Origin of the sequence: Pseudactinotalea sp., from assembly GCF_048594945.1 — a bacterium.
GTDB lineage: Bacteria > Actinomycetota > Actinomycetes > Actinomycetales > Beutenbergiaceae > Pseudactinotalea.
In genome coordinates this window covers 1-24,421 of record NZ_JBMDXJ010000182.1, presented here as the reverse complement: position 1 = coordinate 24,421, position 24,421 = coordinate 1, and the positions used below count along the sequence as shown (strand labels likewise).

The 24,421-nt window shown below is 69.8% G+C and carries 22 protein-coding genes; 15 read left to right on the top strand and 7 right to left on the bottom strand.

The window, feature by feature from the left end; genetic code table 11:
- The first annotated feature begins 43 nt into the window (after positions 1-43).
- The 3 genes from ACOJSN_RS08150 to dtd are packed head-to-tail and all read left to right on the top strand — an operon-like array spanning position 44 to position 1,771.
- Positions 44-373, top strand: coding sequence for a DUF2516 family protein (locus ACOJSN_RS08150; protein WP_420112000.1), 330 nt, complete (start codon positions 44-46; stop codon positions 371-373).
- Positions 370-1,338, top strand: a complete 969-nt coding sequence (locus tag ACOJSN_RS08145) for an asparaginase (RefSeq protein ID WP_420111999.1) — start codon at positions 370-372, stop codon at positions 1,336-1,338. The genes ACOJSN_RS08150 and ACOJSN_RS08145 overlap by 4 nt, the downstream gene beginning before the upstream one ends.
- A 4-nt stretch (positions 1,339-1,342) precedes the next feature.
- Entirely contained in the window at positions 1,343-1,771 is a 429-nt protein-coding gene (gene dtd, locus ACOJSN_RS08140) for a D-aminoacyl-tRNA deacylase (RefSeq protein ID WP_420111998.1), read from the top strand.
- On the opposite strand, the gene ACOJSN_RS08135 is transcribed toward dtd, so the two are convergent.
- Positions 1,768-2,760, bottom strand: a complete 993-nt coding sequence (locus ACOJSN_RS08135) for a phosphotransferase enzyme family protein (protein ID WP_420111997.1) — start codon at positions 2,758-2,760, stop codon at positions 1,768-1,770. The genes dtd and ACOJSN_RS08135 overlap by 4 nt on opposite strands.
- Before the next feature lie 67 nt (positions 2,761-2,827).
- Between ACOJSN_RS08135 and ACOJSN_RS08130 the strand changes: the two genes are divergently transcribed.
- From ACOJSN_RS08130 to ACOJSN_RS08100, 7 genes are all read left to right on the top strand, one after another.
- Positions 2,828-3,346, top strand: a complete 519-nt coding sequence (locus ACOJSN_RS08130; RefSeq protein ID WP_420111996.1) for a gamma carbonic anhydrase family protein — start codon at positions 2,828-2,830, stop codon at positions 3,344-3,346.
- Positions 3,343-3,885 (top strand): O-acetyl-ADP-ribose deacetylase, encoded by a 543-nt coding sequence (locus tag ACOJSN_RS08125; RefSeq protein ID WP_420111995.1) that lies wholly within the window; start codon positions 3,343-3,345, stop codon positions 3,883-3,885. Before ACOJSN_RS08130 ends, ACOJSN_RS08125 begins: the two co-directional genes overlap by 4 nt.
- Positions 3,886-4,006: 121 nt before the next feature.
- Positions 4,007-5,473 (top strand): sulfatase, encoded by a 1,467-nt coding sequence (locus ACOJSN_RS08120; RefSeq protein ID WP_420111994.1) that lies wholly within the window; start codon positions 4,007-4,009, stop codon positions 5,471-5,473.
- On the top strand, positions 5,470-6,855 hold the full coding sequence (locus ACOJSN_RS08115; RefSeq protein WP_420111993.1) for an ABC transporter substrate-binding protein: 1,386 nt from the start codon (positions 5,470-5,472) through the stop codon (positions 6,853-6,855). The genes ACOJSN_RS08120 and ACOJSN_RS08115 overlap by 4 nt, the downstream gene beginning before the upstream one ends.
- A gap of 3 nt (positions 6,856-6,858) precedes the next feature.
- The gene (locus ACOJSN_RS08110; RefSeq protein ID WP_420111992.1) at positions 6,859-7,818 is read left to right on the top strand and encodes a carbohydrate ABC transporter permease; all 960 of its coding nucleotides are present in this window, start codon (positions 6,859-6,861) and stop codon (positions 7,816-7,818) included.
- On the top strand, positions 7,815-8,675 hold the full coding sequence (locus ACOJSN_RS08105; protein ID WP_420111991.1) for a carbohydrate ABC transporter permease: 861 nt from the start codon (positions 7,815-7,817) through the stop codon (positions 8,673-8,675). Before ACOJSN_RS08110 ends, ACOJSN_RS08105 begins: the two co-directional genes overlap by 4 nt.
- On the top strand, positions 8,672-9,544 hold the full coding sequence (locus tag ACOJSN_RS08100) for an N-acetylmuramic acid 6-phosphate etherase (protein ID WP_420111990.1): 873 nt from the start codon (positions 8,672-8,674) through the stop codon (positions 9,542-9,544). Before ACOJSN_RS08105 ends, ACOJSN_RS08100 begins: the two co-directional genes overlap by 4 nt.
- A 15-nt stretch (positions 9,545-9,559) precedes the next feature.
- Here the strand turns inward: ACOJSN_RS08100 and ACOJSN_RS08095 are convergent, their stop codons facing one another.
- The gene (locus tag ACOJSN_RS08095) at positions 9,560-11,779 is read right to left on the bottom strand and encodes an alpha-N-acetylglucosaminidase TIM-barrel domain-containing protein (protein WP_420111989.1); all 2,220 of its coding nucleotides are present in this window, start codon (positions 11,777-11,779) and stop codon (positions 9,560-9,562) included.
- Positions 11,776-13,143 (bottom strand): Gfo/Idh/MocA family protein, encoded by a 1,368-nt coding sequence (locus ACOJSN_RS08090; protein WP_420111988.1) that lies wholly within the window; start codon positions 13,141-13,143, stop codon positions 11,776-11,778. The genes ACOJSN_RS08095 and ACOJSN_RS08090 overlap by 4 nt, the downstream gene beginning before the upstream one ends.
- A gap of 107 nt (positions 13,144-13,250) precedes the next feature.
- Here ACOJSN_RS08090 and ACOJSN_RS08085 point away from each other — a divergent pair, with 107 nt between their 5' ends.
- From ACOJSN_RS08085 to ACOJSN_RS08075, 3 genes are all read left to right on the top strand, one after another.
- On the top strand, positions 13,251-14,273 hold the full coding sequence (locus tag ACOJSN_RS08085; RefSeq protein WP_420111987.1) for an Lrp/AsnC family transcriptional regulator: 1,023 nt from the start codon (positions 13,251-13,253) through the stop codon (positions 14,271-14,273).
- Positions 14,274-14,384: 111 nt separating this feature from the next.
- Positions 14,385-16,961: an ATP-dependent Clp protease ATP-binding subunit gene (locus ACOJSN_RS08080; RefSeq protein ID WP_420111986.1), complete on the top strand. Its 2,577-nt coding sequence runs from the start codon at positions 14,385-14,387 to the stop codon at positions 16,959-16,961.
- Positions 16,962-17,327: 366 nt separating this feature from the next.
- Positions 17,328-17,474 (top strand): hypothetical protein, encoded by a 147-nt coding sequence (locus ACOJSN_RS08075; protein ID WP_420111985.1) that lies wholly within the window; start codon positions 17,328-17,330, stop codon positions 17,472-17,474.
- Between the two features lie 47 nt (positions 17,475-17,521).
- On the opposite strand, the gene ACOJSN_RS08070 is transcribed toward ACOJSN_RS08075, so the two are convergent.
- On the bottom strand, positions 17,522-18,121 hold the full coding sequence (locus ACOJSN_RS08070) for an SGNH/GDSL hydrolase family protein (RefSeq protein ID WP_420111984.1): 600 nt from the start codon (positions 18,119-18,121) through the stop codon (positions 17,522-17,524).
- Between the two features lie 75 nt (positions 18,122-18,196).
- On the opposite strand from ACOJSN_RS08070, the gene ACOJSN_RS08065 reads away from it, so the two are divergent.
- Positions 18,197-19,642: a hypothetical protein gene (locus ACOJSN_RS08065; RefSeq protein WP_420111983.1), complete on the top strand. Its 1,446-nt coding sequence runs from the start codon at positions 18,197-18,199 to the stop codon at positions 19,640-19,642.
- A gap of 167 nt (positions 19,643-19,809) precedes the next feature.
- Positions 19,810-21,315: a DEAD/DEAH box helicase gene (locus ACOJSN_RS08060; protein ID WP_420112011.1), complete on the top strand. Its 1,506-nt coding sequence runs from the start codon at positions 19,810-19,812 to the stop codon at positions 21,313-21,315.
- A gap of 155 nt (positions 21,316-21,470) precedes the next feature.
- Here ACOJSN_RS08060 and ACOJSN_RS08055 read toward each other — a convergent pair whose 3' ends face one another.
- The 3 genes from ACOJSN_RS08055 to ACOJSN_RS08045 all read right to left on the bottom strand — a co-directional run.
- Complete coding sequence (locus ACOJSN_RS08055; RefSeq protein ID WP_420111982.1) at positions 21,471-22,133, bottom strand: hypothetical protein; 663 nt, start codon at positions 22,131-22,133, stop codon at positions 21,471-21,473.
- Between the two features lie 34 nt (positions 22,134-22,167).
- On the bottom strand, positions 22,168-23,790 hold the full coding sequence (locus tag ACOJSN_RS08050; protein WP_420111981.1) for a DUF222 domain-containing protein: 1,623 nt from the start codon (positions 23,788-23,790) through the stop codon (positions 22,168-22,170).
- 378 nt (positions 23,791-24,168) lie between these two features.
- A partial coding sequence (locus ACOJSN_RS08045; RefSeq protein WP_420111980.1) for a hypothetical protein occupies positions 24,169-24,421 on the bottom strand: 253 nt, incomplete at its 5' end.

Here is a 24,421-nt window from a genome sequence, read left to right as displayed (position 1 = left end):
CTCGTCGGTGGGATCGCCAGCAGAGCGCGGTTAGGCTGCTCGCGTGGGCGTGATCAGCGGCATCCAGACGTACCTGTTCCTCGGGCTCTCCCTCGTGGGAGTGGGCCTCGAGGTGTGGGCGCTGGTGCACGCCGCCCGCACGCCGGCCCGCAGCTTCGAGGCGGCGGACAAGCGCACCAAGACGTTCTGGGTGGCGATCCTCGCCGGCGCGGTGGTGGTTGGCTTCCTCGGCATCCCGCCGCCGCTCGGGTTCTCGCCGCTGCCGGTGCTGTTCGTGCTGCTCGCCGTGGTGCCTGCCGGCATCTACCTGGCTGACGTGCGCCCCGCGGTGCAGCGCTACTCGGGCCGCGGCGGCGGCTCGTCTCGCTGGTGAAGCCGCCGCCCCGGCTGCTGCGCACACCGCCCGGGGAACCGCTGGCCTGGGTGGTGCGCGGACGTCTCGCCGAGTCGGTCCACACGGGGCACCTGCTCGTGCTCGACAGCGTGTCCGAGCGGCTGCGTGTGGGCGACCCCGACGCCCCGATGTTCGCGCGGTCCTCGCTCAAGCCGATCCAGGCGCTCGCCATGCTCCGCGCCGGGGTGAACCTCGACGGCGCACAGCTCGCCCTGGCCTGTGGCTCGCACACCGGCACGCCCGAGCACGTAGCGGTGGCACGGTCCACGCTCGCCTCGGTCGGGCTATCCGAGGACGCCCTGCAGAACACGCCGGACTGGCCGCAGGACGGGGCGTCACGCTCCGCCGTCGTGCGCGAGGGCGGCGTCCCCGCCGCGGTGACGCAGAACTGCTCGGGCAAGCACGCCGCGATGCTCGCCACCTGCGTGGCCGCGGGCTGGGACCCGGGTTCGTACCTGTCGAGCCGCCACCCGCTGCAGCGTCTGATCGGCGAGACCGTCACCGAGCTGACCGGGGTGCGCCCGGAGGAGACCGGCGTCGACGGCTGCGGCGCCCCGCTGTTCTCGAGCACGCTGCGTGGCCTCGCCCGCGCCTTCAGCACGTTGGCCGACGCCGAACCGGGCACGCTGGAGCGCCGTGTCACCGATGCGATGCGCGCCCGCCCGCACCTGGTCGCCGGCGAAGGGCGCACCGACACCCTCGCGATGCGCACCGTGCCAGGGCTGATCTGCAAGGGCGGCGCCGAGGGTGTGCTCGCCGCAGCGCTCCCGGGCGGTCGCGCGATGGTCGCGAAGGTCGCCGACGGCAGCGCCCGCCCTGTTCCGGTGCTGCTCGCCGAAGGTCTGCGGCGCCTCGGCGAGCGTGGCCCGTGGGAGTGGGAGAAGGTGCCGGTGCTCGGGCACGGCGAGCCGGTCGGGACCGTGGCGCCGGCCTTCGGGGACTGAGCCGGTGCGGGCGGTGCTGCAGCGGGTCTCCTCGGCGCAGGTGCGGGTCGAGGGCGAGGTGACCGGCGAGATCGGCGAAGGCATCGTGGCGCTCGTGGGGGTGGCCCCCACCGACAGCGAGGCCGACGCCGCCACGATCGCCCGCAAGATCGCCGAGCTCCGGATCCTGCGCGAGGAGCGGTCGGTCGCCGACACCCCCGGAGCCGGCGTGCTCGTGGTCTCCCAGTTCACGCTCTACGGCGACACCCGCAAGGGCAGACGGCCCTCGTGGTCCGGTGCGGCGCCCGGCGAGGTGGCTGAGCCGCTGGTCGAGCGGGTGGTGACCCTGCTACGCGACCGAGGCATCGCCGTCGGGACCGGAGTCTTCGGCGCCATGATGGAGGTCGACCTCGCGGGTGACGGCCCGATGACGCTGCTGGTGGAGACGACCTAGAGAGTGCGCGTGAAGCGGCCCGTGCTCAGCCAGTGCTGCAGCCGCGCGATCGAGATCAAGAGGTAGTTCTGGGCGTCCGCGCGCAGCGAGGCGGTGCTCGAGGCGAGCAGCGCATTCGCGAGCAGCAGCTGCCGACTCGCGATCAGAGCCTCGAACACCTCGGGGTCGAGATCGGGGAGGTCGCGCATCGCCATGTACCCCTGCCGCAACCCGGCCTCGGCGCCCTCGAACTCGTCGCGCAGGTAGAAGGTGCTGATCGCGAGATCGAGCGCCGCGGTGCCGAAGCCGGAATCGTCGAAGTCGAACACGGCCAGCTCGTCCAGGTGCCACTTGAGGTTGCCGCCGTGCAGGTCCCCGTGCACCACGAGGGGATCGCTGCGAAAGGCCTCGTCGAAGGCGAGCTGCGCCCGCTCGAACGCGGCCTCGAGAACCTGAGCACCGCCGTCGGGGAGATCCTTCTCGGTGAGCGACGCGAGCAGATCCTCGTCGCCGAACAGGGGTTCGTCGAAGATCGGGAGCAGGTCGCCATCGGCGGGTGACCAGCCGGTCGCGTGGTTGTGCATCGTGGCCATCGTGACGCCGAGCTCATGCGTCTGCTGCAAGGAGGGCTCACCGATGTCCTCGCCCGCGAGCCAGGTCGCCGCGACCACCGTGAACGGCCGCTCCAGCGCCTCATCCTCGACGACGGCGCAGCTCGCGCCGTCCGGTCCCGTGACCGGGTTCGGGACCAGCACCGTGGTCTCGCGCGCGAGGGCGTGCATCCAGGCGTGCTGCGCCTCGAGCTCGGGCGGGGTGCTCAGCGAGTTCGTGAGGACCCTGACGGCGAAGTCCAGCCGCTCGCTCGTGCGTACCCGGAAGGTGGTGTTGTACCCGTGATGGACCGGCGTGATCGCGGCCACCTCGAGCCCCAGCAGCATCGCTCCCGTTGCCGCGACCGGACGCAGCAGTGCGATCTGCGACTCGGCGTCGAGATCCGCGTAGCGGGCCATCTCCCGACCCTACTGGCGGTCCGCGAAGGGTTCACAGAGTTCGCCGAGACGCGACATGATCACAGGCATGATCATCGAGCTGCCTGACCGTGACGGACCCCAGATCGACGAGAGTGCCTGGGTCGCGCCCACCGCGACCGTGATCGGCCGCGTGCGCCTGGAGGCCGGCGCGAACGTCTGGTACGGCGCCGTGCTGCGCGGCGACGAGGACGAGATCGTGGTCGGCGCCGGCTCCAACGTGCAGGACAACTGCGTCATGCACACCGACCCCGGGCACCCGGTCCGCGTGGGCGCGAACGTGACGATCGGCCACGGCGCGATCGTCCACGGGGCCACGGTGGAGGACGGCGTGCTGATCGGTATGGGCTCGACGCTGCTCAACGGTGCCGTGGTCGGTTCAGGATCGGTGATCGGAGCGGGCGCGTTGGTGTCGGAGGGCGTGGTCGTCCCGCCGAACTCGCTCGTGCTGGGCGTGCCCGGCAAGGTGCGGCGCGAGACCAGCGGGGGAGAGCGGGCCGCGATCGCGGCCTCCGCCCCCGGCTACGTGGCGCGGGCGGAGCGGCACCGCGGCGCGCAGGTCCGATGAACGCGCGTCTCGAGGCGAGCCTGGGCGATATCACCGCCGAGCACGTCGATGCGATCGTCAACGCGGCGAACTCCTCGCTCATGGGCGGCGGCGGGGTGGACGGGGCGATCCACCGCGCTGCCGGGCCGGCGCTGCTGGCCGAGTGCCAGGCGTTGCGACAGGGGCCGTTGCCGCGGGGGCTGCCCACCGGGCAGGCCGTGGCGACCGGAGCGGGCGACCTGGCAGCGCGCTGGGTGATCCACACGGTCGGGCCCGACAAGCATCGCGGCCAGACCGACCCCGCGCTGCTCGCCTCCTGCTTCACCGAGAGCCTGCGCGTGGCGGCCTCGCTCGGGGCGACCTCGGTCGCATTCCCTGCTGTCTCGGCCGGGGTCTACGGGTGGGACGTGGGCGAGGTGGCGAGCACCGCCGTCGGGGCAGTCCGAGGAATGGTCGACGGCGGTGGCGCGGGTTCCATGCAGCTCGTGCGGTTCGTGCTGTTCTCGCCTGAGGCGCTCGCTGCGTTCGAGGCGGCGCTCGCATCCGATTGCGCTCCATGATCAGCTGTTTCTGTCAAACCTGGCAGTCAGAAGGGCCGAAGCGTTCATTTGGCCAGCGAGGGGCGATCTGAGGCAATGTCGCCACCTAGCGTGAGCTGACGTGGCGCAGAGGAGGTGAACCATGGCAGATCCGCGGCCCAACATCCTGTTCGTCCTCACCGACGACCACGCGGCGCATGCCATGAGCTGTTACGGCAGCGAGCTCAACCAGACACCGTCCCTGGACCGGATCGCCGACGAGGGCATCCGATTCGACCGGGCTGCGTGCACCAACGCACTGTGCGCTCCGAGCCGAGCGACGATCCTCACCGGGACCCACGGGCACCGGCACGGGATGATGACGCTGACGACGTCGTTCGACTCGGCGCAGCCCACTTTCCCCGCTCTGATGCAACAGGCGGGCTACCGCACCGCACTGTTCGGCAAATGGCACCTCGGGCACGGCCCGGGACACGACCCGGTGGGGTTCGACGAGTGGCAGATCCTGGACGGACAGGGCGACTACGACGATCCCGAGCTCATCGGCCCTGGCGGTCGCACCCAGCACACGGGGTACGTCACGGACATCCTCGCCGACCTCGCGCTCGACTGGCTGGCCCAGCAGAGCGGCGAGCAGCCATGGCTCCTGCTGCTGTGGCACAAGGCCCCGCACCGGCGGTGGTTCCCCGGTCCGCACGAGCAGCACCTGTACCACGACGTGACGTTCCCCGAGCCATACACGCTCTTCGACGACTACGCCGGCCGTGCACAGGCGGCCGAGGAGGCCGCGATCCGGGTCGGGCGGGACCTGGACGAGCTCGACGTCAAGACCGCGATCCCCGACTTCGACAGCGAGGCGGAGCGCACCTCGTGGTTCTACCAGCGCTATATCGGCGACTACTTGCGCTGCGTGGCGGGTGTCGACCGTACGACGGGCCGCTTGCTGGACCACCTGGACGCGTCCGGGCAGGCGCAGCGCACGGTGGTCACCTATGCCAGCGACCAAGGCTTCTTTCTCGGTGACCACGGCTGGTTCGACAAACGGTTCATGTACGCCGACTCGTTACGGATCCCGCTCGTCATGCGGTTTCCGGCGGAGATCCCCGCGGGCTCGGTGTCCACCGATCTGGCGCTCAACCTCGATCTGGCGCAGACGTTCCTCGACTACGCCGGTGTCGAGGCGCCGCAGCGGATGCAGGGTCAAAGCCTGCGGCCGATCTGCCGGGGCGACGAGGTGGCGTGGCGCGACCACAGCTACTACCGATACTGGGAGCACCTCAAGGCCGGCGTCGGAGCGCATGTCGGCGTGCAGACCGAGCGGTACAAGCTGATCCACTACTACGGGCAGGCACTCGGCGTGACCGGTGCCGTCGATGACCCGCGCGTGCCGGAGTGGGAGCTCTTCGACCTGGAGGCCGATCCCCAGGAGCTGCGTTCGCTCCACGACGACCCCGCCCACAAGCAGGTGCGCGAGGAGCTCACCACGCTCCTCGTGACCGCCATCGCGGACGCCGACGACGTCCCACCCCCCAGCCTGGCCCATCTCACCTCGTCGATGGGTCCCCAGTCAGAGTCCTCAGATCATGGACGCGAAGGAGTAGACCGATGAGACACGATCGACGGATCGCCAGCACCGCTGCCGTGACACTGGCCTGCGCGCTGACCGTGGCCGCATGCTCGGGCGGCGACGGTGGCGAGAGCGGAACCGGCGGAGACACCTCGGGCCCGATCACCTTCTGGACGCCGCACGTGCAGCCCGAACGGATGGCGGCGCAGCAGGAGATCGCGGAGCAGTTCACCGCCGAGACCGGCATCGAGGTCGAGGTCGTCGCGATGGCCGGCGCGGACCAGGACCAGGCGCTGGTGACCGGTGCCGCCTCGGGTGACGTGCCCGACGTCGTGCTGCACGCTCCCGATCTGAGCGCCTGGCAGACCCAGGGCCTGGTCGACTCCGACGCCGCGACCGCGGTGATCGAGAGTCTCGGTGCCGACACCTTCAACCAGCAGGCGCTCGACTTCATCAACATCGACGGTGCGTACCAGGCGATCCCTGCTGACGGCTGGGTGCACCTGATCGTCTATCGTTCCGATCTGCTCGAGCAGGCAGGTCTGTCGGTGCCGACCTCGCTGGACGAGCTGGCTGCCGCGGCCGAGACCATCCACGACTCGCAGGGCATCACCGGGATGGCATTCGGCACCCAGGTGGGGACGCCATCAGCGACCGAGGCGATCGAGTCCACGTTCCAGCAGACCGGCTGCCAGCTGGTCTCCGACGGCACGGTGACGATCGACTCTGCCGAGTGTGCGCAGGCCGCCGGCGACTTCGCCACTCTGGCGGCCTCGAGCAACGCCGGCCAGTTCGACGTGACCAGTGCCCGTGCCACCTACCTCAACGGTGACGCAGGGTTCCTGCTGTTCTCCACTCACATCCTGGACGAGCTCGCCGGTCTCGACGCCGACAACCCGCTCACGTGCGCCGAGTGCGCGGACAACGAGAACTTCCTCGTCGAGAACTCCGGCTTCATCACCGTGCTGGACCAGAGCAACGCATCGCAGTACGGGACCACGCTGAACTATGTGATCCCCGAGGGAGCCAACACCGAGAGCGCGAGCATGTTCGTCGAGTACATGCTCTCCGACGGCTACGCCGCCATGCTTGCCACCGCACCCGAGGGCCGGATCCCGCTGCGCCCCGGCAGCGCGGAGAACCCGACCGAGTACCTCGATGCCTGGGGCACCCTGGGGATGGCCGGTTCGGACCAATCGGTCGGCGACCTCTACGGTGACGAGCTGGTGGCCGCCCTCGGCGAGGGCATGAACGCGGTCTCTCGCTGGGGCTTCGGCACCGACGACGCCGTGCTCGCCGGGGAGACGTTCGCGCAGAACGTGCTGGCCGAGCAGCTCGACCCGCTGTACTCGGGTACCGACCCGCAGGACGTGGTGAACGAGATGGCCGCGCAGGTGCAGGCGCTGCAGGACGATCTCGGCTAGCCGATGGCGCACGCACCCACGGTGAGGGCGGCGCGCGGGTCTCGGCTCAGCCGGGGCCAGCGCGCCAACCTCCACGGCTACCTGCTCTCTGCGCCCTCCTACCTGGCCATCGCCGTCGTCATCCTCCTCCCGTTCTTCGCGGTCGTGGTGCTCGCTTTCGCGGACTTCCGGCTGATCGACATACCCCGCCTGAGCCTGGACACCATCGACTGGACGCTCGACAACCTGCGCGATGCGCTGGGGTCCAGCGCGTTCTGGAGCGCCCTGAGCACCACGCTCGTCTATGCGGCCTTCACGACCCTGGGCGTGATCGCCGGTGGTGTGATCGTGGCGCTGGCCATGCGCAAGCCGTTCCGCGGCCAGAACGTCGTTCGGGCGCTGTTTCTCGTTCCCTACGTGCTGCCGGTGATCGCGGCGGCCACGATCTGGCGCACGATGCTCAACCCGCAGTACGGCATCGTGAACGCGTTCGGCACCGAGGTGCTGGGGTGGAGCGCACCGATCGCCTTCCTCACCACCAAGTCGGCACAGATTGGCGGTGTGACCGTACCGGTCGCGCTGATCGTGGTGATCCTGTTCGAGATCTGGAAGTCGGCGCCCTTCACGTTCCTGTTCGTCACTGCTCGGCTGCAGAACGTCCCCGCCGAGCTCGAGGACGCGGCGGCGATCGACGGAGCCAATGCCGGGCAGCGCCTGACGCACATCGTGCTGCCGCAGCTGCGCACCGTGGTGATGGTGCTGGTGCTGCTGCGGTTCATCTGGTCGTTCCAGAGCTTCAACGACATCTATCTGCTCACCCAGGGTGCCGGGGGTACCGAGGTGATGGCTGTCAAGGTGTTCAAGGAGCTGACCGTGCGCGCCGACGTGGGAAGCGCCGCCGCCTACGGCCTGTGGATGACGGCGATCCTGCTCGTCTTCGGCGTCCTCTGGGCCGTGGCCAACCGGCGCAAGGAGGCGATGTGAGCTCGACCCGCCGAGAGTCCGTGGCCATCCGTGCGCTGCGCAGCTCGATCATTGTCGTCACGATGATCCTGGCTTGCGGCCCGGTGCTCTACGGCGTACTGCTGTCGCTGCGACCGTTCGCCGCCGTGCTCAACAACCCGCTGGATCTGGTGCCGAGCCTGGACGAGGTCAGCTTCGACGCCTACTGGGCCGCGCTTCGTCCCACCACAGCGGGCGGCTACGGCCTGGGCGGCTTCCTGCTCAACTCGTTGATCCTGGGTGCGGGGACCGTGATCGTCTCGGTGTTGGTGAGCATCCTCGGCGCATACGCCACCGCAAGGATCCGCTTCTCCGGTCGGTCGGTAGGGAACGCCGTCATCGTGGCGGTCTACATGTTCCCCGGCGTGGTGCTCGCGGTGCCGTTGTTCGTGCTGCTGTCGCGCGTGGGCCTCACCGGAAGCCTGCTCGGGCTGGTGATCGTGTACGTGGCGCTGACGGTGCCGGTGTCTCTGTACATGCTGCGCAACTACTTCATCGCGCTGCCGTCGAGCATCGAGGACGCGGCACTGATCGACGGCTGCTCGTTGATGGGCGTGATCTGGCGGATCGTGCTGCCGATCGCGCTGCCCGGTATCGCAGCGACCGCGATGTATGTCTTCATGATCGCCTGGAACGAGTATCTGTACGCGCTGCTGTTCCTGGTACAGGCGCGCGACCTGTGGACCGCACCGCTGGGGATCGCCCAGCTGACCGACTTCGACACGCCCGTCACGATCTTGCTCGCCGGCTCGATCGTGGTGACGATCCCCGTGGTGGTCCTGTTCGTCTTCGCCCAGCGATTGCTGATCAGCGGACTGGCCGCCGGGGCTGAGAAGTGAGCACCGAGGCCCGCAATCCGAGCACGGTCGCGATCGACACGTGGCCTGCCCGGCAGGCGATCGAGGCGATCCTGTCCGAAGACCTCGTCGGGGTGCGCGCCGCGCTCGCGGTCTCAGCGGATCTCGCCGGCCTGGTCGAGGAGGCACACACCCGGTTGTGTGCGGGCGGCCGGGTCCACTACTTCGGTGCCGGTGCCTCGGGGCGGCTCGCGTTCGTCGACGCGACTGAGTCCAGGCCGACCTTCGGGATCGCCGACGCATTCGCGTGGCACTTCCCCGGCGGCTCGGCGGCGCTGCTGGACTCGGCGATCGATGCCGAGGACGAGGGGGCAGCCGGCATAGCGGACGCCGCCGATGTCGGTGCAGGCGACCTGGCGATCGGCCTCAGCGCGTCCGGCAGCACCGGCTACGTGCGCGGGGCCCTGGCCGAGGCCCGGCGGGTAGGCGCCTTCACCGCGCTGATCAGCACGCAGTCGGGTGCCGCCCTCAGCACCGAGGTGGATTGCGCGATCGAGGCAGCTACCGGCGCCGAGGCGCTGACAGGGTCCACCCGGCTCAAGGCGGGCACCGCCACCAAGGTGATGATCAACGCCTTCTCGACGGCGGTGATGATCCGCGGCGGTCGGACCTGGTCGAATCTCATGACACACCTCGTGGCCACGAACACCAAGCTCGATGAGCGCGCTGTGCGGATCCTGGTGATGGCAACCGAGCGCCCGGAGCATGAGTGCCGCGACCTGCTGGCCGCATGCGATCACGATCTACCTGCGGCCCTCACCGCAGCGCTCACCGGTGCCGACCCTCAGGCGGCGCGCGCGGCGCTGGAGGCCGGGGGCGGGGTACGAGCAGCGGTGCGTCTGCTCAGCTGACTGCGGCGCCCACGCTCAGACCACGGGGTCGCGATACCTGGCAAGCAGGTCGGCCGCGATCTCGATGACATCGCCGGCCGGCTCGGTCTGGCCGATCAAGGTCGTGGCCGCCCAGTCTTCCTCGAGCTTCTCGACGGCGCTGCGGAAGCCGGTCGGGTCGGTGCTGCCGGTCGCGGCGGCGGTCAGCCAGTCGATCCACAGCTGCCAGCGGGGCCGGTAGAAGCCTGCGAGCAGGCCCTGCCAGTGGCGACCCGAGTAGTCGTGCAGCCCGGAGTCCTGACGTGCCCACACGGTGAGCAACCGTCGAGCGTCGCGCACAAGGGTGTCTCGTTCCTCAGCATCCGCCCCCCATCGGGCGGCGGTGGCGAGCCAGACGCCGAGCAGTCGGTCGCGCTGCGTCCCCGCCAGTCGGTCGAGATCGCCAAGCGCTCGGGTGAGCAGCGCGCCGTGGTGAGCGACGCCGTCGGGGTCCGCGGCCTGCGCGGCGGCTGACACAGAGCGGATCATCGCTCGGCTGCGCTGTGCCACCAGATGTGTGAGGACGTCGACGAGATCGGTCGCCAGTGCCGGGGATGGCGCGGCCTCGGCCGCGCCCAGCAGGTACCCCGCCGCCTCGGCGATCGCGGTCAGGTCACCCTCGACGCGTGGGTCGGACTCGGCGTCGATGTTCGCCGAGATGAGCACCGGGGCGTCCGGGTCGAGGAACTCACCGGCGCTGCGCTGCCGGGCGAACGGCGGATCAAGATCCCACGGCCGCGCGATCAGCGGCGAGGGCGTCGAACGGCTCGCGCCCTGCCGGTAGAGCGTGGTCAGCAGCAACTCCCACGCTCTCGCCGCCGCATCATGGGCAGACGGCGAAGCATCGCGGAGCTGGTATCGCTGAGCCGCGTAGTCGCGTACCCATCCCTCGACCTGAGGGGTCTCCCAGGTGAGATCCGTGGCCAGCTCGTAGAACACGGGATTGTTCTCGATCGCCTCCATCGCCAGCCCCGTGCCGACCAGGCGGCCCACACGGTCGCTGCCGGAACGAGCTGCATCGAGGACGCCTCCCAGGTCGCGCGCCAGGCCGTGCAGGTCTCCGTGCACGGAGAACCGGCCACCGAAGTTGTGGACGGCGGACCACAACCACGGGGTCGCGGGGATGCCGCGCCCGTCGTTCCAGACCGGGGCGTGCTCGGCCCACAGGTCGAGCAGCAGCAGACGCTCGTCGGGGACCGCGCCGGTCACGGCGGCAATCCGCTCCGCCGTCCAGAAGTGCCGGTGGTAGTGGAACGGCCACGCCTGCATGACCCAGGTTGCCTCGGGATCGGCCGCCGACATGCCGTGGTAGATGGCGGCCGTGTATCCCGTCAGGTCGACGGCCTCGCCCGAGGGCGGGATCGATTCGATGAACGGGTCCGCGCTGTAGAGATGGTCGGTTCCCAGCAGGTCGGCCTGAGTGCGGGTCACGGTCTCGGCGATCCGACCGAAGGCGTCCTCGTGCGGGTCGAGGAGCGCGGTGGCGAAGCCCTGCCAGGTGGTCCGCGGTGTCTGCGGGGTGGCGAGCGAGTTCGGCACATGCCCGTCGAAGGCCGGCAGCACGGTGCGCATCCCGAGCTCGCGTTGCCGGTCCACGACCTTGCGCGCCAGCTCCAGGCGGCGCGCGAACCAGTCGCGGGGCAACGGGCCACCGAAGCTGTTCGTGCACCCCATCAACGTCCACGGCAGGTGCGCGGAGCTGCCGATCCACGCGAGCACGTCCGCGGGGTCGGCACCGTGAGCCTCGAAGGCGTGGGCGAGTACGGCCTCGTGGCCGAGGGTCGTCAGCGGCGTCGTGATGCCGTGCAGCGCCATCCAGTCGATCTCGCGCTGCCAGCGGTCCCAGTCCCAGTAGGGCGCGGAGTAGCCGGTGGTGACCGTGTTCAAGTAGTAGCGGTGACGGGCAGGCGTCGAACGGCGCACCGGCTCAGTCGCCGGCCAGGCGCCGGCCGGCGCCAGCGGAAGCTCGGTGTTCCACGTCACCTGCGAGCCACAGACGTCCTTGAGGTAGGCGTACAGCCCTGCGCTCGCAGCTGGGGTGTCGGTCGCGCGCACGTGGACCTCGCCGCCGCTCGCGCGGTACTCGTAGGAAGGGTGCGCGCCCTCGCCCGGGCGAGCGGCGCCGCCGTCGAGTGCGGAGATCTCGATCCCGTGTGCGTGACCGAGCACGCGCTCGGCCAGCCGCGCCCCCGCGGCGGCGTCGAGGTCGGTGGTCATGTCGTGAGCTCCACGGTCTGGCCGGAGTGGCGGGAACGTTCGGCGGCGAACGCGATGCGGTGGCTTCGCTCGGCGTCGCGCAGGTGTGTGGGCAGCTTCGCAGTCTCGCCTGCTTGGCGACGTCTCAGCTGCTCGACGAACTCGTGCATCAGGCCGTCGTCGCCGCCGGCGTGCCCGTCGCTCTCCCGATGGCCGAGGCTCTCATCCCTGTCGGGGTCCGTGGCGGGCCCGGCGAGGATCCTCCATGTCGCGTCGTCAGGCAAACCGGATCGTCCCTCGGCGTCCCGATCCCAGCGTGACCACTCATGGACTCCCTGACCCGGGGCCGGCAGGAAGGTTCGGACCTCGATCTCACCGGTGTCGAGGCGACCGCTGATCTCGCCGTGCGATCCGAGCACGCGGATCGTGCGCGTGTTGGAGGCGGTGAATGCCCCGACCCGCAGGGTGGCCAGCACTCCGGAGCCGAAGGAGATCGTCACCACCTGATGGTCCACCTGCGTGTTGTCGCTGCGGTAGACGCATCGCCCGTACGGTCCCGTCTTCAGTGCGCTGAGGCGGCCCTGCGGGCTCGTATCCGAGGTGATCGCGGTCACCGGCCAGGTGTCGTGGCTGCGCAGTCGTTCGATGTACAGGCGCGGCGCGTAGAACGGGCACGTGCCCGCTGCCGGACATCCGTCGGTGCACCGCTCGGGCGCGCCGTCCGGCGCGTGGTCGGCGGTGAAGTGGGTGAGCGAGCCGGACGAGGAGACAGAGACAGCGGGCTCGTCGATCAGCCAGGTGAGCAGGTCGAGGTCGTGGCACGACTTCGCCAGCAGCATAGGGGTGGAGTCCTCCGCGCGGGCCCAGTTGCCGCGCACGTAGCTGTGCGCGAAGTGCCAGTATCCGATGTCCTCGGTCTGGTCGATGTGGACGAGTCGACCGATCGCACCGTCGTCGATCAGCCGTTTCACCGCACCGTAGAACTTCGTGTATCGGAGCACGTGCGCGACGCCCACGAAGGCGCCGGTCTCGGTGATCGCCGACGCCATCGCGTCGAGCTGTTCCTCGGTGGGCGCGAACGGCTTCTCCACCAGCAGGGCGTATCCCTGGCGCACCCCGGTGACCACGGGGCCGGCCCTCAGCCGGTCCGGTGTGGCGATCACGAGCCCGTCGCTCAGGCGTGGCCGAGCGAGCAGCTCCTCCCATGAGGTGAACTGGTTCTCTGCGGCGATGCCGTGCTGCCTGGCGAACTGCCTGCGCCGCACCGGGTCCGGCTCGGCCACCGCCACCACCGAGGCGCGGTCAGGAAATCGCAAGCAGTAGTCGCCGTAGGCGTCCGCGCCGCGGTGCCCTGCACCGATGACGCTCAACGTCACTGCACCCATTCGCAGGTCGCTCCGTTCAGATCCGTTCACGCATCGTGAGGCGCCCTCAGGTCGCACGCAAAGAACGATGAGCAATCTGAACGAAAGCGATAGGATCCTGAAGCATCATGGGTGAAACTGCTGCACTGGTGGATCTGGACCGCAACATTGTCGCAGCGCTGCTGGCACATCCGCGCTGCCGGATCAGCGCCCTGGCTGCCGCCGTCGGGACGAGCGCACCGACGGTCTCGCGGCGCTTGACCTGGCTCATCGAGCAGAATCTGGTCCGGGTGGTCAGTGTGATCGACCAGCAGCACGCGGGGATCGGGTTCGCCGTCTTCCTGCGGCTGCGGTGCCTGCCCGGAGCGAGCGCGGACGTGGCTCGCGCGGTGGCCCGATGGTCCGAGTCCGGGTACGTCGCCGTCGTCGGCGGTGACCTGGACTGCACCGCACAGCTGAACGTGCGCTCGACCCGGCACCTGATGGAGCTGCTCAACGAGCGGCTGACCAAGGTGCCGGGTGTCGTCGGCAGCTCGACCGCGAAGATCATCCGGCGGTTCTCCACCCCGCATGGATGGGCCGCGGGCCGGGTATCCGAGGCCACCCTCGCTCGGCTGCGGACCGAACGGCTCGATCACTGGACCGAGGGCGCGTCCGGTGACACACACAGGCTCGACGAGCTCGATCGCGCCTTGGTGGCGCTGCTGGCCAATGACGGTCGGCGCACGTGGCGAGACCTCGGCGCAGCGCTCGGCATCCAGCCCGCCACGGCACGCCGACGTGTGGAGACGCTGATGTCGTCCGGGCTGCTCCGTCTTCGTACGGTCGTGCAGCCCGCGCTCATCGGACAGCCCGTGGTGGCGCTGCTGTGGCTGCGCGTGACTCCGTCACGCCTCGAGGCGGTGGGGCATGCCCTGGCTGCGCACCCTCATGTCATGAACATCGCGGCGACGACCGGACTCTCCAACCTCAGCGGTGAGATCGCTGTCGGTGACGACGACGCTCTCTATGGGTTCCTCACCGACGAGGTCGGCCGGCTGCCCGGCGTCGCAGCGGTGGACGTCTCGGACGGGCTGCAGGTGATCAAGCGGGCATCGCTCGTCTTCGCGGACGAGGACCCGGAGCGAATCAGTGAGGTACGTGGCGCCTGAGCGGCGGTTGGTTCCCGACACCGTCTCCGCCTGCGGCGAACACGGGCAGGTCCAGGGGGTCGGCGTGGTTAGCCTTGACGCAAGCCGCACCTGCCTGTTGGGAGAAGTGTCATGTTCGAGAGGTTCACGGACCGTGCTCGGCGCGTTGTCGTGCTCGCGCAAGAAGAAGCGCGCATGCTCAACCACAACTACATCGGCACCGAGCACATCCTGCTCGGGCTGATCCACGAGGGGGAGGGCATCGCCGCCAAGACGATGGAGTCCCTCAACATCTCGCTCGACGCCGTGCGTCAGCAGGTGCAGGACATCATCGGCGAGGGCCAGCAGGCGCCCGTGGGGCACATCCCGTTCACGCCGCGCGCCAAGAAGGTGCTGGAGCTGTCGCTGCGCGAGGCGCTGCAGCTCGGCCACAACTACATCGGTACCGAGCACATCCTGCTCGGGCTGATCCGCGAGGGCGAGGGCGTCGCCGCACAGGTGCTGACCAAGCTCGGCGCGGACCTCAACCGGGTGCGTCAGCAGGTCATCCAGCTGATCTCCGGGCACCAGGGCGGCAAGGAGACCGTCTCGGCCGGCGGACCGGCCGAAGGCACCCCCTCCGGCTCGGCGGTGCTGGACCAGTTCGGGCGCAACCTCACCCAGGCCGCCCGCGACGGCAAGCTCGACCCGGTCATCATGCGCTCCAACGAGATCGAGCGCGTGATGCAGGTGCTGAGCCGCCGCACCAAGAACAACCCGGTGCTGATCGGTGAGCCTGGCGTCGGCAAGACCGCCGTCGTCGAGGGTCTCGCCCAGGACATCGCCCGTGGCGACGTGCCGGAGACACTCAAGGACAAGCAGCTCTACAAGCTCGACCTCGGCGCGCTGGTGGCCGGATCCCGTTACCGCGGTGACTTCGAGGAGCGCCTCAAGAAGGTGCTCAAGGAGATCTCCACGCGCGGCGACATCATCCTGTTCATCGACGAGATCCACACGCTCGTGGGTGCGGGTGCTGCGGAGGGCGCGATCGACGCCGCCAGCATCCTCAAGCCGAAGCTGGCGCGTGGCGAGCTGCAGACCATCGGTGCCACCACGCTGGATGAATACCGCAAGTACATCGAGAAGGACGCCGCGCTCGAGCGCCGGTTCCAGCCCATCCAGGTCGCTGAGCCCACGCTGACGCACACGATCGAGATCCTCAAGGGTGTGCGTGACCGGTACGAGGCGCACCACCGCGTCACGATCACCGTTGCCGCGTTCGTGGCGGCTGCCAACCTCGCCGACGGGTACGTCAACGACCGGTTCCTGCCGGACAAGGCGATCGACCTGATCGACGAGGCCGGCGCCCGGCTCCGGATTCGCCGCATGACCGCTCCGCCGGAGCTGCGCGAGCTCGACGACAAGATCGCCGAGGCCAAGCGCAGCAAGGAGTCGGCGATCGACGACCAGGACTTCGAGCGCGCGGCACGGCTGCGTGACGAGGAGAAGCGGCTCGTGGGCGACCGTGCCGACAAGGAGAAGGCCTGGCGCAACGGTGACATGGACAACGTCGCCGAGGTGGACGAGGAGCTGATCGCGGAGGTGCTCGCCGCCTCGACCGGCATCCCGGTGTTCAAGCTCACCGAGGAGGAGTCCAGCCGCCTGCTCCGCATGGAGGAGGAGCTGCACAAGCGGGTCATCGGCCAGGAGGAGGCCATCAAGGCGCTCTCCCAGGCGATCCGCCGCACGCGCGCCGGCCTGAAGGACCCGCGCCGGCCCGGTGGCTCGTTCATCTTCGCCGGACCCACGGGTGTGGGAAAGACGGAGCTGGCACGCACGCTGGCCGAGTTCCTGTTCGGTGACGAGGACTCGCTCATCCAGCTCGACATGTCCGAGTACGCGGAGAAGCACACCGTGTCCCGGCTGTTCGGGTCCCCGCCCGGGTACGTCGGCTACGAAGAGGGTGGCCAGCTCACCGAGAAGGTGCGGCGCCGTCCGTTCTCCGTGGTGCTGTTCGACGAGGTGGAGAAGGCGCACGCCGACATCTTCAACTCGCTGCTGCAGATCCTGGAGGAGGGCAAGCTCACCGACTCCCAGGGCCGCCAGGTGGACTTCAAGAACACCGTGATCATCATGACCACGAACCTCGGCACCCGGGACATCAGCAAGGGCCTGCTCACCGGCTTCCAGGCCGGTGGCGATCTGTCCACGAGCTACGACCGGATGAAGATCAAGGTCAACGACGAGCTCAAGCAGCACTTCCGGCCCGAGTTCCTCAACCGCGTCGACGACGTGATCGTGTTCCCGCAGCTCAGCAAGGACGAGATCTTCCAGATCGTCGACCTGATGATGGCGCGGCTGGCCACGAGGCTCGCCGACCGCGACATGGGCATCGAGCTCACCGAGACCGCCAAGGAGCTGCTGGCCGAGCGCGGGTTCGACCCGGTGCTCGGAGCGCGGCCGCTGCGCCGCGCGATCCAGCGGGAGATCGAGGACCAGTTGTCCGAGACGATCCTGTACGGCGAGCTGAAGGCAGGCCAGAAGGTGATCGTGGACGCGCAGGGCGAGGGCCTGCTGGGCGAGTTCACGTTCACCGGGGTCCCGTGGGAGCAGCTGACCGAGGATGCCCCGGTGTCGGACGCTACCGAGGTCGAGCCGGTGAGCGTCGGCGCCCCCGCCGCCGCACCCGGGTCTGGTCCCGAGGGTGAGGCTCAGGCCTCAGGCCAGTAGGTCACCGACGACGGCGGAGGGCCGGGAGCGCATGTCGCTCCCGGCCCTCCTTGCGTGAAGAGTCCCGACGAACTCGACGACAACCAACGAGCTCAGCGCGGGCGCCACTACTGACGATGCCGACCCCGCAGGCGCCCGATGGGCCGAGCCGGGGATATCCGCAGAGTCCACACGCCACTGCCTCTTCCGTGAATCTGGAACGGCTCGTCTACGGCCCGCGCCGGCGCGGGGCTTTGGGCGAGCCACGCACCAGCAGTGCGCAGGCTCGCAGGTGATCTTGCCCAGGCGCCCAACACGGTGGCACCCGCGTATCGCGAGCCGGAGGCCGCGGCCCCGGTGCGGACGGCTGGGCGGAATGGCACCGTCGTGGCTACCGATCACGTCAGCGATGAGGAGCTGGCGGCGGATACCGACTGGTTCATCGATGCGATGGCGGAGCGAGGGATCGCCGGCGACTTCTCTGCTGGTGCTGCTGCGGCACCGGATCCGCAGCCGCGAGGTGCCTCGGGCTGAGCACCGGCGCGCTCCGCTGCGGCCTGGCCAGGACCCTGAAACTCGGCTCAGGCGCGGCGGTAGGCAGCCAGCCAGAGGTCCGCGAGGAACTGATGACCCTCGGGGGTGGGGTGGACGCCGTCGTGAGCAAGTGAGGAAGCACCGGCTGGGCCCAGGCTGGCGGCACGCTGCGCGAGGGGACCATCGGTCGCGAGGTACTCGGTGCCGAGCTCAGCGGCGATCCGGCGCACCGCCTGGATCTTCGGGTCCAGGTCCTCACGCCACGCCCACTGCTCGTCGGTGACCGGCAGAAGGAAGGGTTCGATGAGGATGATCCGCTCGACGCCTGCTGCCTGGGCTCGCGCGACGATCTCGCGATATCCCGTGGCGTAGGCCTCGGCGTGGGTGGGGTCGTCGCTGTCGTAGCGGCGCCAGGTGTCATTGATGCCGATCATGATCGACAGCACCGCAGGGGCGTGAGCGAGCACGTCCTCGTCCCAACGCGCCTGCAGGTCGATCACCCGGTTGCCGCTGATGCCGGTGTTGATCACGGTCTCGTTGGCCAGCGCCTCGCCGATGAGGGCGGCGTAGCCGGAGCCCCGGCTCGCGAGGTCGGAGCGGTCACGGCCGGCGTCGGTGATCGAGTCACCGGTGAGCAGGATGGTCATGACCGCCCACCCTGGCACGCGCGGCGCACGCCTGTCGCCGCGGTCCGGACTGCGGGCGGTCGCTAGCCTGACTGGATGCCAGGTGAGGGGGAGGGCCGGGTGAGCGAGCCGCCGTCGGGGATCACGCCACGCGACCACAAGGTCGAGGAACGTCGAAGGGTCGCGGTCCGCCGCCGTCGGATCGCGGTCGGCGTGACCGTCGCCGTCGTGTCCGCACTCGGGGTGGCGCAGCTCGCTTTCGGCTGGGTGAACCGCCTGATCGACGCCACTGGGTGGACCTGCGGCGGCGGCTGGGAGCGGATCGAGGGCGGTGAGCTCGCGGACATGCACATCATCCGCTGGGGGACGCCGGAGGTTCGCGAGCAGGGGGTGGACCCGGAGCAGTTCACCGATCTGCCGCCCGGACTCGCTGAGCCGAGCCTGACCAGCCCGGGCATCGTCGACAGTGGCGCGTACGACCCGCTGCTGTACCCGCTCGACGGCGGTGTGGTGCTGCAGGCCGACGGCTACTACGACCACACGTGGGTGGGGGCGGACGCGCGCACCGGTGAGCCGCTGTGGGGTGTCGCGCACGACGCGAGCGGGTACAGCACGATCCAGGGCCGCTTCAGCCTGCTCGCGGAGCGGGAGGACGGCCGCACCGACCTCACGACCTTCGACCCGCGCACGGGTGAGAAGCTCTCGTGCGTGCGGCTCGACGGCACGATCACCGCCATGTCCGCGGTCGGCGAGAGCGACATCGCCGTCGCGCTGCGGAGCGAAGAGGGCGACGACGAGCAGAGCACCTCCGCGCTGCTTCGCCTCGATCCCGTGGCCGGTGACGAGGTGTGGACCGGGCCGCTGGAGCACGAGGTCTCCTCGATGATCACTGAAGGCGAGGACCTCGCCGTGTCCTCGAGCAACGTCGGGCTGGTGACGTCCGGCTGGTTCGAGCAGCAGCAGTCGGCGGTCGTCACGGTGGACGCTGAGGACGGGCATCTCGGCGGATCGATCGCACCTAGTGAGGGCAGATGGGTGGCCATCGGTGGGCACTCCTTGCCCGATGGTGGCAGCGGGACCGTGCTCTACGGGTTCGAGGACCAGCAGGCGTGGTCTGATCGCGAGGCGGTCTACATGCTCGTCGACGCCTCGGGGACTGAGCTCTGGCGGGTCGAGGCCGAAGCGCAGCAGGACGATCTGCGTGCGTGGATCTCCGACGGCGTGGTGGTGCTCTCCGACGGATGGGGGCTGATGGGCGTCGACGTCGTCACGGGCGAGGTGCTGTGGCGCAACGGCGACCTCAGCGTGCGGTGGGAGGACATCGCCGGTCTTGACGCCGACGGCGTCGAGAGGCTGCTGGTCACCGACCAGCGAGTCGAGGACGAGGACGGCAACACGAGGTTCGTCGCGCTCTTGGTCGACCCGCGCACAGGGGAGAGCACGAGATATGACGCGGCCCTGCGGTCGGCGGTCGTCACGGACTCCTACCTGCTTACCGACTCGGGGATGACGCAGCTGGTGATCCCGCTCGAGGAATCGTGACGCCCGCCACAGCAGGCGCAAGGGTGCCGCTGATCTGCGACAATGGAGGTCAGCGGGCGTTCGCCCGTGGCATCGCGGTTCCGAATGCGCCGGCGTCTTGCCTGGCTGCACCAGTGACTCCACTGCGGTGAACCCCAAGTAGAAGGCAACACATCTCTGTGTCCAGCATGACTTTCGGCGCGCTCGGCGTGCCCGCATCCCTGGTGGCCTCGCTGAGCAAGCGCGGCATCACTGAACCATTCCCCATCCAGGCGGCGACCCTCCCCGACACCCTGCGGGGCCGGGATGTGCTCGGTCGCGGTCGTACCGGCTCGGGCAAGACGCTCGCGTTCTCGCTCCCTCTGGTCGCTCGGCTTGCCGACGGCGGCCGGGCCAAGTCGCGCATGCCCCGCGCCCTGGTCCTCGCACCGACTCGCGAGCTGGCCTCGCAGATCGCCGATACTCTCGCGCCGCTCGCCGAGGCGGCGGGGCTGAGGCACACCGTGATCTTCGGTGGCGTGGGTCAGAACCCGCAGGTGCAGGCGCTCGCGCGCGGTGTCGACGTGGTGATCGCCTGCCCCGGCCGGCTCGAGGACCTGCTCGGCCAGGGTGCGCTGCGGCTCGACGAGATCGAGATCACCGTGCTCGACGAGGCCGACCACATGGCCGACCTCGGCTTCCTCCCCGGCGTCAAGCGCATCATGGACAAGACCCCGCGCGGCGGCCAGCGGATGCTGTTCTCCGCCACGCTGGACAACGGCGTGGACGTGCTGGTCAAGCGGTACCTGTCCGATCCGGTGACGCACTCGGTCGATCCCGCCTCCTCGCCGGTGGCGGCCATGACGCACCACGTGTTCACGGTGGGCGGCAAGGAGCAGAAGCGTGAGGTGGTCGAGCAGCTGGCGTCCGGTACCGGCCGGCGGCTGCTGTTCACCCGCACCAAGCACCAGGCCAAGCGGCTCGCGAAGCAGCTGACCACGGCGGGGATCCCCGCGGTGGACCTGCACGGCAACCTGTCCCAGAACGCGCGGCAGCGGAACCTCGAGGCGTTCAGCACCGGTGGCGTGCGCGTGCTCGTGGCGACCGACATCGCGGCGCGCGGCATCCACGTCGACGACGTCGAGCTCGTGGTGCACGTGGACCCGCCGGCCGAGCACAAGGCGTACCTGCACCGTTCCGGCCGCACCGCGCGTGCGGGTTCCGGCGGTGATGTGGTGACGATCGTGATGCCCGAGGAGCGCGGTGACTTTCGGTCGCTCGCGCGTGCTGCGAAGATCGCGGCGCAGCCGGTGCACCCGACGGCCGAGCACCTGGCCCCGCTGATCGGCGAGGTCGCGCCTCGGGTCGCCCCGACGGCGCCGGCCGCGCCGGCCGGTCGTGGCGAGCCTGCCGCGCGCGCGCCGCGCTCCGGTGGTGGTCGCCGCTCCGGTCGCCCGAATGAGGGCCGAGGCGGTGGCCACGGAGGGTCCCCCCAGGGCGGGTCGCAGGGTTCTGGCCGCAGCCGAAACCGGCGCCGCCGCAGCGGTGGCACCGCTGGCCAGGGGCGCCCAGGTGCGCAGACGAGCGGCGGCAGCACGGTGGCCTGGTCATCGTCGAGCGCCGGCGGATCGTCAGCGCCGAGCGCGCCCGCCGGCGGCGGGCGCCGCCGTGGTCCGCGACGCGCTACTCGCGACAGCGGAGCGCCGCGCGGCTGACGGGCGCAGTCTGAGCTGCTCGATCGGGGAGGCGACGTCGACGGCGTCGCCTCCTTGCTCGATCCAGGTGAGCTGGTGGTCGAGGATCTCGACGGCGGCGGTGGCGCCGGTCCTCGACGTTGACGGCATGCGCGGCCCACCACGGAGATGCCCTCTCATGAGCCGTGATGGCCACTCACCCGGAATGCCTCGATCGGCGCCCCGCTGGCGCGCGGGTCGCCGCCCTGGTCGATCCAGCCGATCTGGGCGTCGAGGATCTTCACGGCGAACGAGCCCCGCGTCGCGGAGATCGGGGGCGACGTGACGAAGTTCTTGGCCGAGATCCGCGGTGTGCCGTACCCCTCGAGGGAGGGCGCGTGGGGCGAGGCGAGCAGCTCGCGGACTGCGCGCCAGGCGGTGGGCGGGGGCTGTTTCCTGGAGTCGACCCGGATCGAGAGCCGCGGCATCGGACCGTCCGCGCCGAAGAACAGCAGCCCGTAGTAGCCGCGGGCTCCGGTGCACACGATCACGCGGTGGATCCCGTCGAATCCGATGACCTCCTGCCGGTCGGTGATCGTGCGCTGATCGAGATCCCAGAGGGCGCCGTCGCGCGGGCGAGCGAACCACAGCGCTGCGAGCATCCCGACCACGAACACCCCGACGGCGATCGTGAATCCCAGCCCGGTGCGCTCGCCGTCGAACCCCTCGGATCCGAACCGGCCCAGGATCGCGAGGAAGGCGACCGCCGTCCCGATCCACAGGCCCACCATCGAGGAGACGGGGGCGCCACGCCGCATCAGAACCAGCCGCGAACCGTGCTGCTGAGCGTTCCTCGACACGGATTCACCGTACGACAGCGCGGCGGAGCGGAGATCATGCTGTGAGTCGGCCCCAGTCCCACTGCCGTAGCTGAAGGGTAGGTGCGGCTCGCCAGCGGCCGTCAGTGTCGCGCACGCATCGCAGGCGCCCGGCGTGCACCTCGGTGTGGCAGTGCTGGCATAGCGGGATGCCGTTGTCGGTGTCAGTGGTGCCGCCCTCCGACCACCACACCGGGTGATGGATCTCGGTGAAGCCGGGTGGCGCGTGGCATCCCGCGTTCTGGCAGCCGCCCGGGTAGGCGGCAAGGATCGCGCGGCGTTGATGTCGCGTGTGCGAGCGTCTGGCTCGCCCGAGCTTGAGCGGGAGCCCAGCGTCGTCGAGGACGCATGCCTGCAGGTAGCCATCGCAGAGGACTCTGGCCGCAACGTGTGCGGGCACCGGCTCGCCGGTGCTGGCGAGGTGGGCGATGCCGCGCTGCCCGGCGGCGTGCTTGTCGAGCTCGGACTCGGTGATCGTCACCATGAGTGTGGCTGCCTCACCGCCGATCCGTGGGGAGCTGGCGTCGGCGGCAGCGGCTGAGATCAGGCCGACCAGCGTGTCCGCCTGACGCTGCGCCGTAGTGCGGTCGTCGCGCTGCCCGCGGCGCGCAAGTCCCGTGCCACGTTGCGCCTCATCCACGGCCGCGTGGTCCGCGCGGGGCTGCTCGCCGCAGTCGGTGTCCGCGCAGTGCTGGCTGGCTACTCGGTCGGTCCGGATCTCGCTCTCGTCCGTGGCCGATGCGCCTGTACTCGCTGGTCCCATTGCCGCCTCGGCGGCTTCAAGTGAGCCCGCTCCGGAGCTGGCCGCCGGATCTTCGGTGTGCCGGGCGAGCGTTCGCGGGGCGTTGTGCGCATCCAGTGCCAGGCGCAGCGCCTCTCCCTGATCGGTCGGCAGCAGTAACCTGCCGACCCACATGCCGTCGGTGCGTTGGCCGAACGTGAACGAGCGCTGTCTCCGCAGCTCCTCGTATGCCGGCTCCGGCCCGTCGCAGTCGATGGCATCGCGCCATGCTCGAGCCTGCACGGCCAACAGTTCCGGTGACATCGGCGCCTCGGCCTGACCACAGTCGTGCGGCGGTGGCTCATCCCCGTGCTCATCCGGGCTGTGCGATGCGAACCCGACGGCGGAGGCAACCAGCGCACGCTCCGCGGCGTCGAGGTCATCCGGGTGGGCGCGCGGCGCGGCCTGCTGCACGTGCTGGCGGATCACCAGGGACTGGTCCAGGCTCACCGCGCCACGGGAGAGCGCTTCGGCCATGTGAGGGAACAGTGGTGGCAGTATCCCCGACGAGCCCATGGTCCGCGGAGCTGTTGCGGCTCCTACCTGGCGCCACCTCGTCACGGTGCGACGGCTCGCTCCGGTGGCGGCCATCAACAACGTGGCGGCGTCACGCATGCCGTAACGGCTGGCCAATGCCTCCCCGGGCTCAGCCAGGCGTGCCTGCTCGTTCACCGCCTCCACGGTGCGCACCATCGCAGTGTCCGCGAGCCGGGCGATCCCGGCACTCAGCTCCATCGCTTGTGCCAGCGCGTTATCTCCCAGCTCGGTCATCGAGCCCACCTCGCCGACGGCCGCGGTCAGGGCACCGTGGGCCTGCTCAAGCAGTTCCACCACCCTCGACTTCGTCGTCAGCTCCATATCCCGATACTACAGGATAAACGAACAGATGTTCTATGCCGATAGCGAACAGTCTTCTCACTCGGGACTCATCCACTGTCGCGACGACTCCGGCCAAGGCGTTCTGCACAGGGCTCGCTGATGCTGGCTCGAGGCAGAATCCTGCGCTCATCGGGACAACCCCCGCGACCTGGGCGTCGTCAGCGCCGACAACGCCAGGAGCAGGACGCCGAGTGTCAGCAGGACCGCTGATCGCTGATCAGGCCACACCGGCGACAGGTGGATCGCTGCTTCGGCGATCGCGACAGAGGTCCCGCTGATGGCGCGTCACGGCATCTACGGTGGTGCACCGGGCGTCACTCTTCTTGATGTGACCTGATCGCCCAAGCGGCCACCGCCTCAGCCTCCCAGCTGCTTGGCCCTGATCGGCGCTTCCCACGGCTCGGTGAGTGCTGCGCGACGAACCCGGGCCGGGTCGGCGGGGAGGATGCGCAGCTCGCTTCCCGCCACCGGGGTGCTCCAGGGCACCACTGTCCACGGCCCGTCAGGGCTCTGCAGCATGGTGCGGATGCCGTCGCACTCGATCTGCGCGAGGCGGGCGGCGTGGCGGGTCACCTTGTCGTGGGTGTGGCGGAAGGCGCGCTCGAGCTGC